This is a genomic window from Exiguobacterium sp. 8H (genome assembly GCF_902506255.1).
GTDB classification, from domain to species: domain Bacteria; phylum Bacillota; class Bacilli; order Exiguobacteriales; family Exiguobacteriaceae; genus Exiguobacterium; species Exiguobacterium profundum.
The window spans coordinates 2,160,215-2,173,020 of record NZ_LR733429.1 but is presented as its reverse complement, the minus strand read 5'-3'; the positions used below and the strand labels follow the sequence as shown (position 1 = coordinate 2,173,020).

The following is a 12,806-nucleotide window of genomic DNA, read 5'->3' as shown; positions in this document are numbered from 1 at the left end:
CCTGTTCACTCAGGATGGCGGTTCTTTATTTGCGTTTCTCGACTAAAATGACGGTACCTCCCTGATCTTGAGCAGGAAGTGAGACGGTCACCTTCCCGTCTTTTTGAACAGTGTATGATTTGCCGCTATAGCGGTCAATCAAAATAGTCTTCGCCTTATACGACGTCTTAAATGAAACGGTTTGTGCTTTCTCTTTCGTGTTCAATCCGACGAGAACGGACTGTTTGCCGTAGGCCCGCTCAAAAATCGAGTAACCAGAATTGGCATTCACAGAGACGGATGATCGTGTTCCTTTACTGAATACGTGAGAATAGTCTGCACGGATATTCAATAGTTTTTGGTAATGCGTATGCATCGCTTTCCCTTCTCCTTTGACACGTGACCAGTCAAAGTCATAGCGGTTCTCATTGAACTCACCTTTATCCATATCCCCTGCATGTTTCCCAGATTGCCCGACTTCTTCTCCGTAATAGATGACCGGTTGACCTTTGGCCGTAATCTGAAGGGCAGCAGCGACCATTTGCTTACCTGTGTCTCCATCTGCGCGCGAGACGAGGAATCCATCTTCGTCATGGCTACTTAAGAATTGTCCAAGCGTTGCTTCATTCGATAATTGGTTATTCCGATATTGGAGCGATTTTTCTACATCTTCAATGTTGCCGTTTACGAATCGCTCGGCCTGGTATTTAAAATCGAAGTCGAGCAAGGAATCCATTTGTCCACTCCGCAGATAACCGCCTGTATTGTTGATGCTGGCTCCATAGTGTTCGCCGATGAGTTTGAAATTTGGCTTGATTGTTGTCAGCTCATTTTTGAATGATTTCCACGTCGTTGAATCTACATGTTTGACCGTATCGACACGGAAATAGTCGATCGTATTTCCTTTTTTCGTTTTCGAACGTTTGATCCAATCCGTCTGCCATTTGACCAATTGCTCCCGCACGGCCGCTTCCTCGGTCTTGAAATCAGGAAGACCAGATAAGGACATTCTGAGGTCGTCCCCATCGACCGGATTCTCGCGAATCATGCCATCGAATACTTGTCGTTCTGCATCCGTCGGGAAATTCGTGACGGCTGAACTTGCACCTGGTTCCATGCCGTAGCCTGGATGGTTCAAGACGACATCGACCATAATTTTGATGCCACGCTTATGCGCCTCGTCAATCAATTTATGGAATGCGGCCATATCTCCAAGGTGTTCATCAAGTTTTTCAAAGTTTTTCGCCCAATATCCGTGATAGCCATATTGAGACCCATCTTTCCCATAACGCAAATCCCAATCGATGTTATCCACAATCGGTGTAATCCAGATTGTATTGATGCCTAAGTCATCTAAATAATCGAGTTTTTTTGTGACACCCGCAAAGTCTCCACCATGGTACGATTCCAGATGGTCTTTATCATAGTACTCACGGTTCGGATTATCATTGGACACGTCCCCGTTGTAGAAGCGGTCGGTTAGCATGAAGTAGATTCGTGCCTCATCCCAATCAAATGCTTGTTTCTCTTTCATCGATTTCGGAACGACACGGATGGTGGTCTTCGAGCGATGGACATTTCCATACTGGTCGACGGCTGTGACAGAGAGCGTCTTGTTTCCTGGTTTGATCGTATCTTTCACCGCAATGGTTTGAGCATTCAATGCACGGTCGATGTGCAACTTAGCGGGTCCTCCGAGAGGTCGTGCATCGATATAGAGTTCACGAAGCGTCACTCCCTTCGGTAAGGTTGGTTTTACCCGTAGGACGGCATTTTCTCTGGAGCTAATCGCTTTTGGACTGACTGAAGAAGTGAGTTTGACGGTCGGTTGGCGATACTCGATTTGAGAAGCCTCAAAGTACGGATCCTTCACTTCAGTCGTCACCCCGTCTTTTGTGACGAGGTACGTGTAATCATGAACGCCTTCAGGCAAACGCACTGTGTGGCGGAACCATTCGTTTTCAGGCTCATACGTCATCGGATAAGTTTCATCATTGATTTTGAGTGCGACCTGTTCGATTTCATTTATTTTTCCGGATTCATAGAGTGCTACATCGCGGTAGAAGAAACTGATCCCGTCTGTACCGTACACTGGTCCGTTGACTGTCGGAACTTGATGGAACACACCTTTGCCGCTTTCGACGAGGACCTTCGTGACACGGTCTTCTCCGAGCGTGACGTATCTGTCTTCTCCGTATGCGTCCTTCACAGCCCAATCCGTTCCTTTTCGGATCACAAATCCGACTTTGGTGGCGTCTTGGCCAACGGGGATTCGGAAGATGGCCCCGTCCTCCGTGATGCGATACGGGTCAACTTGGCCGTCTTTTTTACCGGTGCTCCACGTCCACAAGTTCCAATCCGTATAATCTCCATCCGCGCGGACATACTTCATCTCGATATAACGAGTCGTTTCCCATGGATCGGCGAGCTTGGTTGCCGTTTTGAACGAAGTCGTCAAGGCAGGGAGTGACGTGTTGGAAATCGTCCCTGTCACCGCATCCGCTGGGATGGTCGCCGTATATGACGTGTCGAGTGCGAGTGCCTCTTTCGGCTGAAGTGTCACGGTCGAACCGTTCGTTGTCACGTCGACCGGGATTTTTGTCTCTCCTTGTTGAAGCGTGACTGCTTCAGTATCGAGACGGACAGGTTCGTTGAACGTCCATGTGATTGGGGTAGACACATCCACGTCGATCGAGGATGAAGCCGGGGTCACCGAAACGACCTCAAGCTGATCAATCGTCTCCACCCCATTTAACGTGAACGGGGCACTATATACGGATTGCGTCGACGGAGTAGCAGCGACGTTCCAGCTGTTCGCCAGTTGGTTGGCCGCGTTACTTGGAATCGTATCGAACGCACCATGCTCTCCTGCATTATTGCCGCTCAATACAGTCAAGGCACGAACTTGGTCTCCATTGTTTAGCCCGAGTAAGGATAATGGAATCTTTCCTTCGAATCCTTTCGTCCGGTCCACTGTGAAAGCCGCACCGTTCAATTGGTTCAATTGTAAGAGGGGGGTATCCTGTCCGGCCTTATAAAGGGCGGCCTCTTTGACTGTTTGATCGCCATCGACACGAACGAGAACATGATATTGAGGTGCCTTGTCGACGCCTGTAAAGTCGAATGGGTATCCGAGTGGATTTTCAGAGACGCCAGAATCTTCATCGTTAATTTGAAGAGCGATGTTAATGTATTGTCCGTTGTCGCCCCAATTCGGGACATTGTTCGCATCTACATAAAAATAAAGATGTTGAGCATCGTTTTGTATGTATAAATCACCGACATCAAATCCTTGCCAACCCGTAGCCGGGGAAGTCGCAAGGGCTGGGATCGAGCTCCAGTCTGTTTTCAATCCATCAATCGTCATCGTGGTCGGTTCGGCCAATGCGTTCATCGGGACACCGGCTTGAATGAGTAATGCTCCGGAAAGGATCAGCGTTGAAGCCTGACGAGCGGTTGTTTTTTTCATGAGGCACCTCTTCCTGTCAAATGGATTTGCACACTTTTATGCAAACGTTTTCAAAAATAGTTTATCGGAACTTGAAAGCGCTAACAATATGTTTTTGAAAAAATAATAAACCGCCTCTCCTATTCTGAAAGGAGAAGCGGTCAAGAGGATGAGGCGACAAGCTTCCCTTTTACAATCAGGCGCTCTGTCGTATCGAACGTACACGTGATTAACGTGATGGTTGGGGTTGAGGTGACATCTAATACATCGACTCGTTCAGGAGAGACGGTTTCAAGCGAAGTGACTACATACTCGTACGTTTGCGTTTCATCCTGAAGGTAGATCGTGGCACCGACCACGATTTCATGGAGCGGTCCGAATAGGGCAGTTGCTCGTTGTAGGTAGTGGCCGGCGAGCGCGTAGTTCCCTTTGCCCATCTCTTGTTCAGGATGCATCGTTCCGGCGCCTACCGTGAGACTTTCATTGTCCAATCCTTTCATGATGGGAAGTTTCAGTGAGACATCGGGAATCGAAATCACGCCGATTGTCGGCAAATTATGAAACCGATTGCGCGCTTGTAGGACGTCCGATACAGAGAGCGGACTGACGGCTTTAAAATCATAGCTTGGATCAAACTCGCTCTCTTCTTGAAATTCCATCTGTTCCACCACGTATTCACTCGTCGAACTGGCAATGGCATTTTTCCAAATCGGACTCGTCAAAAAGAGGATGCCGCTCCCAATGAGTAAAAGTCCGATGAGCCACCGGATACGTCGATTCATGACTTCCCTCCTTTTGAAACTTCCCACGCAAGCATCAACTGAACGATCACGTCAGGTAAAGTCGACTCAGACAAATGCGCAAACCCGAATAGAAATTGCTTGTGGGAGTCCGGATGCACGATGCGATAGTCGTTCATGGATTTAATGGCGATTCCGGCGGATTCGGCGGACCGCTTCAATTCTTGCTCTGTTCGCTCGGTCGCGATGGTCAACACGACGTGCAATCCGGCACTTGCTCCGGTCACGGTGACGGTCGGTTCGAATGGTCGGAAGGCGGAGAGGACACTTTCTAACTTACGACGGTATATTTTTCGCATCCGGTTCAAATGCTTCTCAAAGTCACCGCTCGACATAAATAAGGCCAACGTCTGTTGTTCGAACCGGGGAACGCTACAGGTGAAATACTGGTGTCGTTCCCGGTAACGGTTTAACAAGGGTGTCGGTAAGACCATATAGCCGATGCGTAAGGATGGCATGAGAGATTTTGAAAACGTACTGATATAGATAACCCGTTCGTTCGGGTCCATGCTCTGCAGTGACGGAATCGGCTTGCCGCTATAGCGAAACTCGCTGTCGTAATCGTCTTCGATGATATACGTCTGATGGACGAGTGCCCAATTTAACAAACGTTGCCTTCGACTGACAGACAGGACGGTCCCTGTCGGAAATTGATGAGCAGGTGTGACATATAGTGCATCGATTGCATGACGCTCGAGCTCATTCACACAAACACCACTATCGTCTACGGGAATAGGAATCGATGTGCGTCCTTGTTGTTCGAACAACAAGCGCGTGAGCGGATAACCAGGGTCTTCGATCCCGAAGATAGACGAGTCCGGTAATAGATTCAAGAGTTGTGGCAACAGCTGTTCCGTACCGGACCCGACGATGATCTGTTCTGGTGAACACTGTACGCCACGGGAGTGATAAAGATATGTGGCGATTTCTTGGCGTAATTCTAGATCTCCTTGAACAGAACCTAACGCAAGTAATTCATGATTCACGTCATCGACGACATGTTTGATGTGTCGCTTCCATCGTTCAAATGGGAAGGCAGTCGTGTCGATTTGACTCGGGGAAACATCATAATCATATGTCTTTCGCTGAGGGGCTGGTGTGATGGTACTACTCGAGCGCCGGACGTACAGTTCCTCTTGAGGTAACACATAAAATCCTTTTCGAGGAATGGACTCGATGTATCCTTCGGCGAGTAACTGGGCATACGCGAACTCGACTGTGGTCTGCGAGACATCTAAAAATTGAGAGAGCTTACGCTTTGAAGGTAATTTGGTTCCTGTCTTTAACGTATCGTCGAGGATGGCATCCCGAATGTGCTTATACAATTGCTCGTAAAGCGGGATGGACGATTCTTGATCAAGCGATAAGGTAAGCATATCCATGGTGTGACGTTCCTTTCTTTACGAACCAAAAAAGAAGTAGAGCATAAACCCAAGAATGATGATGAAAGAGACAATCCCGGGTGTCCCGAATGAGGCACGATGACCCTCATCAAACGAATCGCGGTTTAACATACGTATTCCTCCTTTATACTTCAACAGGTTCGTGATAGATGAAATAGAGTCCTTTATTTAAAACTGACCACTTTAAATAATGAGAAACTGGCACTTTTAATATAGTCAATTCAACTTATACTAGCAAGTAGAACACGAATCAATGGAGGGATTTCAATGGAAAAGAGACAAGTAGGGACAGATAAAGTAAAACGTGGGATGGCTGAAATGCAAAAAGGTGGCGTCATCATGGACGTCATCAACGCTGAACAGGCGAAAATCGCTGAAGCTGCCGGTGCTGTGGCTGTCATGGCGCTCGAACGTGTACCATCAGATATCCGTAAAATGGGTGGCGTTGCCCGTATGGCTGACCCGACAATCATCGAAGACGTCATGGGTGCAGTATCTGTACCGGTTATGGCAAAATGCCGGATCGGACATATCGCTGAAGCCCGTGTCCTCGAGTCGATGGGGGTCGACTTCATTGACGAGAGTGAAGTGTTGACACCAGCCGACGAAGAGTTCCACTTGTACAAGCGTGACTATACGGCACCGTTCGTATGTGGAGCACGCGACCTTGGTGAAGCAGCCCGCCGTATCGGTGAAGGGGCAGCGATGATTCGTACAAAAGGGGAGCCAGGAACAGGGAACATCGTCGAAGCGGTTCGTCATATGCGTACAGTCCAAGCGCAAGTGAAACGCCTCTTGTCGATGAGTGTGGATGAAGTCATGACAGAGGCGCGCGACCTCGGTGCACCGTTTGAAGTATTGATGCAAATCCGTGAAGCGGGCCGTCTGCCGGTCGTAAACTTTGCGGCAGGTGGAATCGCGACACCAGCGGATGCTGCCTTGATGATGCACCTTGGGGCAGATGGAGTCTTTGTCGGATCTGGTATTTTCAAAGCGGAGAACCCAGAAAAATTTGCACGTGCCATTGTAGAAGCAACAACGTATCACGATGACTATGAGCGAATCGCACACTTGTCAAAAGGATTGGGTGAGGCGATGAAAGGACTCGACGTCCGCACACTCAAAGAAGAAGAACTCATGGCACCACGAGGCTGGTAAGATGGTAACGATTGGCGTATTAGGAATGCAAGGTGCGATTCGTGAGCATGTTCGCATGCTGGAAACGCTCGGTGCTCGAACAGTTGTCGTTCGCTCGGTAGAAGACTTGGAGTCAATTGACGGACTCGTGTTACCAGGTGGAGAGAGCACAGCAATGCGTCGACTACTCGATCGTTATGGATTACTTGAACCACTTCGAGAGACGGAAACGTTACCAATGTTCGGCACATGTGCCGGCATGATTCTTCTCGCGAACGAAGTCGAAGGGTATGACGCCCACTTGAAGAAAATCCCGATGACAGTGAAACGCAATGCGTTCGGACGTCAGGTCGACAGTTTTGAAGTCGACCTTCCAGTGAAAGGAATCGATGAGCCAGTCGAAGCGGTCTTTATTCGTGCCCCACAAGTGGCACGTGTCGAACCGGAAGTAGATGTGCTCGCTGAAGTGGAGGAAGCGATTGTGGCGGTCCGTTACAATCAGTATCTGGCTTGCTCGTTCCATCCCGAATTGACGGATGACCTCTCGTTACATCGCTATTTTATCGAGATGGTCAAAGCGAATCAGAGTCAACATGTATAAGTTTGAGGGACCTCGCAAAAAGGGGGTCCTTCAAACTTATTTTTTGTTACACTAAACAAAGAAGCGTACAGAAAGGGGAAACGATGTGAAGGCCCGTTATTTCATCATATTGCTCACTGTCGTATTCGTCATACAGACCATCTTGCCATCGGCTGCCTCTGCGGCCGCTCCGAAAGTGGATGCAGCAAGCGCGATGCTTGTAGACGTGACGACAGGACAAGTTCTATTTGCCAAACAAGAAGATTCGATGCTTCAGCCGGCTTCAATCACGAAGCTGATGACTGCATTTTTGACGCGTGAGGCGATTCAGGCAGGGAAACTCAGTTGGACACAAGAAATCACACCGAGCGATGCTGCTTTGGCGTTGACGAGAAAGCCGGGGTTGGCACGAATCCCGCTGTTAAATAAACCATATACCGTCAAAGAATTATACGATGCCGCGTTGATTCGTTCAGCGAATGAAGCGGCCGTAACGCTCGGGGAGGCCGTATCCGGTTCGGAAGAGGCATTCGTCAAAGAGATGAATCGCCGGGCTGATGAATTAGGGATGACGCAAACGACGTTCGCGAACGCCTCAGGACTCGATTCTGAATCCGCTGGCCTACCGGGAGACAACTTGACGTCTGCTAAGGACTTGATGAAGCTCGCGATCGCGTATTTGACGACGTATCCGGAAGTGCTCGACGTGACGAAGCGGGCATACGTGGACGTCGACGGTGTTCGATTTGATGCGACGAATCGCATGCTCGCTAATCGTGACCTCGCTTATCCGGGAATGCTCGGCTTCAAGACAGGCACGACGAATGAGGCGGGATATTGTTTCATCGGCGTATCCACACGGGATGGGCGTACCGTTTTGTCGGTCGTCCTCGGTGCAACATCGGACGAGGGACGTTATGCAGGAACGAAAGCGCTACATGATTATGCTTATGCGGATTTCGTGATGACCCCAATCTTGCGGATGGGGGAGACAATCTCCAAGATGGCAACGGTCTCTCAAGGCGAGGAAGAGCAAGTCGCGGTCCGAACGACGAACGACTTTGAAGTATTAGTCGAAAAAGGAAGACCCGTACCGGAGCCCGAATATGATCTGCTTGATTTAGAGGCTCCGATTAAGGCTGACACACAGGCAGGCATGGTCACCATCGATTCTTCGGAGAACGTACGCTATTTAGAGGGAGAGGCTCCTCCTAAGATGGCACTTGTTACAGCGGAGTCGGTCGATACCGCCTCGTTCTTGACGAGAATAACGCGAGCTTTTTTGGATTTCCTCGATCAAATCCGACTCGCACTTGGAAAAATCAGTCTTGTCGAACAAGTTGAGATGTTGTAAAGTAAGATTAATTCAATGACAGATGCGATGATGAGAATAAGTACGTTACGTACGTCTACTGACAGAGAGCTAGTGGTTGGTGCAAACTAGTGAGATGACGTGACCGAATCGGCCTCGGAGCATTGACTTGGAAACAAGTCACGTTCGCACACGTTACGTGCATCGAGTGGCTCAAACATTTGGGCAACGAGGGTGGCAACGCGGATCCAAGGTGGTTCGTCCCTTTCCTACGGGAAAGGGACGTGCCACCTTTTTTATATGAAAAAGGAGGAATAGCAATGTTAGACATTAAACGTTTGCGACAGGATTTTGAAGGGATTAAAGAAAAGTTAGCTCACCGGGGGGAAGACTTGAGTGCACTTGACCGCTTCCCACAACTAGAGGAGAAACGTCGCGACTTGATCAACGAAGTCGAAGTGAAGAAAGCGAAGCGCAACGAAGCGACAAAACAGATCGCTGAATTGAAGCGGAACAAAGAAGATGCCGAAGGTCCGATTTTAGAGACACGTCGCCTCGGCGATGAAATCAAACTGTTGGACGAAGAGTTACGCGAAGTTGAGGCAGAACTCAACTTGATTTTACTCAGCATCCCAAATATCCCGCACGAATCAACACCAATCGGCGAAACGGAAGACGACAACGTGACGATTCGCGAAATCGGGACAAAGCCTGAGTTTGATTTCGAGCCTAAGCAACATTGGGACGTGATGGAAGACCTTCAAATCGTCGATGTCGAGCGCGCTGGAAAAGTAACAGGTAGCCGCTTCGTCTTCTATAAAGGATTAGGCGCTCGCTTAGAACGTGCCCTCATCAACTTTATGATGGACCTTCATTCAGATGAGCATGGGTACGCTGAAGTGTTACCTCCTTACATGGTCAATCGTGATTCAATGACAGGAACGGGTCAGCTTCCTAAGTTTGAAGAGGATGCATTTAAAGTAGCGGATACGAACTACTTCCTCGTTCCGACGGCTGAAGTACCGGTCACGAACATGCACCGTGAAGAAATTCTTCCGGAGACACAACTTCCAATCGCGTATACAGCATATAGCGCAAACTTCCGTTCTGAAGCTGGGTCAGCGGGACGTGACACGCGTGGGTTGATCCGTCAGCACCAATTCAATAAAGTCGAGCTCGTCCGCTTCGTAAAACCGGAAGAGTCTTATGAGCAATTGGAACTGTTGACAGGTCATGCCGAAGAAGTATTGAAACGTCTCGGTCTTCCGTATCAAGTGCTCAGCATGTGTACGGCAGATCTCGGATTCACTGCCGCGAAAAAATACGATATTGAAGTATGGATGCCGGCACAAGGGGTCTATCGTGAAATCTCGTCTTGCTCAAACTTTGAAGATTTCCAAGCGCGTCGTGCGGGAATTCGTTTCCGTCGTGACGCCAATGCGAAACCTGAGTTTGTGCATACGTTGAACGGTTCAGGTTTGGCGGTCGGACGAACGGTCGCAGCGATTCTTGAAAATTATCAACAAGCGGATGGATCGGTCGTGATTCCAGAAGTTCTTCGTCCTTACATGGGTGGAAAAGAAAAGATTGAAATGCCGAACTAAACGCTTGAGCAGCCTCGATTTTGAGGCTGCTCAATTTTTTTAATGTTTTTTCACAAAAGGGTTTGACATCTGTCTCTTCAGTTGGTACTATAAATCATGTCGAGCGACACTGTTGCTCACGAATTGCATATGAGCTTTGGAGGTGTACCCAAGTGGTTTAAGGGAACGGTCTTGAAAACCGTCAGGGGTGTAACAGCCTGCGTGGGTTCGAATCCCACCACCTCCTCCATTTCTTTTTTGGAGGCTCACACAATTTTATATCTTTTGGAGGTGTACCCAAGTGGTTTAAGGGAACGGTCTTGAAAACCGTCAGGGGTGTAATAGCCTGCGTGGGTTCGAATCCCACCACCTCCTCCACTTTCTTTTTTTTACACTTTTTTAGGCCTGGAGTTGTACCCAAGTCCGGCTGAAGGGGACGGACTCGAAATCCGTTAGGAGTCGCAAGGCTCGCGTGGGTTCGAATCCCACCAACTCCGCTTTCAATCGGGCATCTGCAGAGGCAGATGCATTTTTTGTATCCACAGACATAAGCGCTGTGGATTTTTTTATGCACAAAAAGAAGGATTACGCTTTCGTTGGCGCAATCCTTCTTTTGATTATCTCACTTTTGCTTCGCGTGCAATCGTGAGTTGCTTTTCAATTTTCTCAAGAATGAGTTCGACTGAATCTGGGTCGTTGATGAGGTCATACTCTTCGATCGAGAGACGCAATACCGGGCACAGGTTGAAGTTGTTAATCCATTCTGTGTAGCGGGTGTACATCTCTTCCCAATAAGCGATTGGTGTTTGCTGTTCCATCTCGCGACCGCGCATCTGAATGCGTTCGAGTACTTGTTCGAACGAACCTTCAAGATAGATTAATAGATCCGGGTGCGGGAAGAACGGTGTCAACACCATTGCCTCGAACAAACTAGAATACGTTTCGTAGTCTGTTGGTGACATCGTCCCTTTTTCATAGTGCATCTTGGCGAAGATGCCTGTATCTTCATAGATTGAACGATCTTGGATGAAGCCGCCACCGTATTGGAAGATTTTCTTCTGTTCTTTAAAACGTTCTGCCAAGAAGTAAATTTGAAGATGGAAGCTCCAACGTTCGAAATCATGATAGAATTTATCGAGGTAAGGGTTGGTATCTACTTTTTCGAGAGACGTTCGGAAATTCAATGCATCGGCTAATGAATTGGTGATCGTTGATTTCCCGATCCCGACCATTCCCCCGATTGTAATGATTGTATCGTTCGGGATGTTATATTTATCAATCAGCTTCATTTTATTTGGGCTCCTTTAGTTAATTCTAATTCACGCTCAATCGTTTTTAGGACATGAGTCAAGTCGTCCGGATTGTGTACAAAGTCGAGTTCATCCCCACTGAACGAGAGAATCTTCACTTCTGGATGGGCCGCGCGATACGATTCAACAAACGTCTCATAGTCGTGAGCAAGTTGTTCGAGGTAATCACGAGACATATTTTCTTCCACTTCACGTCCACGCAAGGCGACTCGTTTCATTAATGTCTCAATGCTGGCATGTAAGTAAATGACGACATCAGGTTTCGGCATATCATGTGTCAAAATCTTATAAATCTGCTCGTACTTGTTCAAATGTGCCGGTTTCAGCGAACGGTGAGCAAAAATCAAGTTTTTGAAAATATGATAGTCCGAAACGACGGATTGTTGCTGACTCAAGTGGTGTTTGTGAATATCATCCAACTGCTTGAATCGATTGCACAAGAAGAACATTTCCGTTTGGAAACTCCATTCTTCGATATCTTCATAAAACTTGCCGAGAAATGGGTTCTCTTCTACAATTTCATTCAGCATCTGCATCGAGAAATGCTGACTGATGATATGGGCCAGTGATGTTTTCCCGACACCAATCGGTCCTTCTACCGTTATAAACATATGATGTCATCCTCCATTATCCAAAGTGCAAGTTCCATTCTAGCACACAATACGAGCGATATGGCGAGGGATTTGATTTTCATTTTTTTTCATAGTTTTAAATAAGAAATGAGGTGAATCGATGGAACGTGATGAGCGATTTATGCAGTTGGCCATCGAAGAAGCGAAGAAAGCAGAAGCCATTGGCGAGGTGCCGATTGGTTGTGTAATCGTAAAGGGAGACCAGGTGATTGCAACTGGGCACAATCGTCGTGAGACAGATCGTCTGGCGGCAGCACACGCCGAAATGATTGCGATTGAAACGGCTAATGAAATGTTAGGGAATTGGCGATTAGAAGACTGTGAACTATACGTTACCCTTGAACCGTGTCCGATGTGTGCGGGCGCAATCGTGTTATCTCGCGTGAAACGTGTCATTTTCGGTGCCCACGACCCGAAAGGTGGATGTTGCGGGACATTGATGAACTTGGTGCAGGATGAGCGATTCAATCACCAAGCTGAAGTGACAGAAAATGTTTTAGCAGAAGAATGTGGACAGCTCCTGACAGATTTCTTCCGAGCGCTTCGGGAAAGGAAGAAACAAGACCGACTCAATCAGAGAGGTTGCAACCCAACCGATTAAACAGTATAATGTAATAGCACT

The 12,806-nt window shown here is 48.0% G+C and carries 10 protein-coding genes, 3 tRNA genes and 1 other annotated feature; of the genes, 8 read left to right on the top strand and 5 right to left on the bottom strand.

Annotation, left to right across the window (positions count from 1 at the left end; genetic code table 11):
* Positions 1–25 precede the first annotated feature (25 nt).
* The 3 genes from GVY43_RS11300 to GVY43_RS11290 all read right to left on the bottom strand — a co-directional run bounded on the left by GVY43_RS11300 (position 26) and on the right by GVY43_RS11290 (position 5,609).
* A complete protein-coding gene (locus tag GVY43_RS11300; protein WP_159563188.1) occupies positions 26–3,448 on the bottom strand; it encodes an alpha-amylase family glycosyl hydrolase in 3,423 nt (1,140 codons plus the stop codon).
* Between the two features lie 140 nt (positions 3,449–3,588).
* Positions 3,589–4,209, bottom strand: a complete 621-nt coding sequence (locus GVY43_RS11295) for a class A sortase (protein WP_159563187.1) — start codon at positions 4,207–4,209, stop codon at positions 3,589–3,591.
* Positions 4,206–5,609 carry a PLP-dependent aminotransferase family protein gene (locus GVY43_RS11290; protein ID WP_159563186.1) on the bottom strand — a complete coding sequence of 468 codons (1,404 nt, stop codon included), beginning with the start codon at positions 5,607–5,609 and terminating at the stop codon, positions 4,206–4,208. The genes GVY43_RS11295 and GVY43_RS11290 overlap by 4 nt, the downstream gene beginning before the upstream one ends.
* Before the next feature lie 288 nt (positions 5,610–5,897).
* Here GVY43_RS11290 and pdxS point away from each other — a divergent pair, with 288 nt between their 5' ends.
* The 7 genes from pdxS to GVY43_RS11255 all read left to right on the top strand — a co-directional run bounded on the left by pdxS (position 5,898) and on the right by GVY43_RS11255 (position 10,739).
* The gene (gene pdxS, locus GVY43_RS11285; protein WP_012727762.1) at positions 5,898–6,788 is read left to right on the top strand and encodes a pyridoxal 5'-phosphate synthase lyase subunit PdxS; all 891 of its coding nucleotides are present in this window, start codon (positions 5,898–5,900) and stop codon (positions 6,786–6,788) included.
* 1 nt (position 6,789) lies between these two features.
* Entirely contained in the window at positions 6,790–7,368 is a 579-nt protein-coding gene (gene pdxT / locus GVY43_RS11280; RefSeq protein WP_159563185.1) for a pyridoxal 5'-phosphate synthase glutaminase subunit PdxT, read from the top strand.
* 85 nt (positions 7,369–7,453) lie between these two features.
* Entirely contained in the window at positions 7,454–8,701 is a 1,248-nt protein-coding gene (locus GVY43_RS11275) for a D-alanyl-D-alanine carboxypeptidase family protein (protein ID WP_159563184.1), read from the top strand.
* An 18-nt stretch (positions 8,702–8,719) separates the two neighbouring features.
* Positions 8,720–8,928: a binding site (T-box leader), on the top strand.
* 51 nt (positions 8,929–8,979) lie between these two features.
* Positions 8,980–10,263, top strand: a complete 1,284-nt coding sequence (gene serS / locus GVY43_RS11270) for a serine--tRNA ligase (protein ID WP_012727759.1) — start codon at positions 8,980–8,982, stop codon at positions 10,261–10,263.
* A gap of 138 nt (positions 10,264–10,401) precedes the next feature.
* Positions 10,402–10,492 (top strand) — tRNA-Ser (locus GVY43_RS11265).
* 37 nt (positions 10,493–10,529) lie between these two features.
* Positions 10,530–10,620 (top strand) — tRNA-Ser (locus GVY43_RS11260).
* A 29-nt stretch (positions 10,621–10,649) separates the two neighbouring features.
* Positions 10,650–10,739 (top strand) — tRNA-Ser (locus GVY43_RS11255).
* Positions 10,740–10,859: 120 nt separating this feature from the next.
* Here the strand turns inward: GVY43_RS11255 and GVY43_RS11250 are convergent.
* Both GVY43_RS11250 and GVY43_RS11245 read right to left on the bottom strand, forming a co-directional pair.
* Positions 10,860–11,531 carry a deoxynucleoside kinase gene (locus GVY43_RS11250; RefSeq protein WP_074035276.1) on the bottom strand — a complete coding sequence of 224 codons (672 nt, stop codon included), beginning with the start codon at positions 11,529–11,531 and terminating at the stop codon, positions 10,860–10,862.
* Positions 11,528–12,163, bottom strand: a complete 636-nt coding sequence (locus tag GVY43_RS11245; protein WP_012727757.1) for a deoxynucleoside kinase — start codon at positions 12,161–12,163, stop codon at positions 11,528–11,530. Before GVY43_RS11245 ends, GVY43_RS11250 begins: the two co-directional genes overlap by 4 nt.
* Positions 12,164–12,284: 121 nt before the next feature.
* On the opposite strand from GVY43_RS11245, the gene tadA reads away from it, so the two are divergent.
* Positions 12,285–12,785, top strand: coding sequence for a tRNA adenosine(34) deaminase TadA (gene tadA, locus GVY43_RS11240; RefSeq protein ID WP_159563183.1), 501 nt, complete (start codon positions 12,285–12,287; stop codon positions 12,783–12,785).
* The last annotated feature ends 21 nt before the right edge of the window (positions 12,786–12,806 follow it).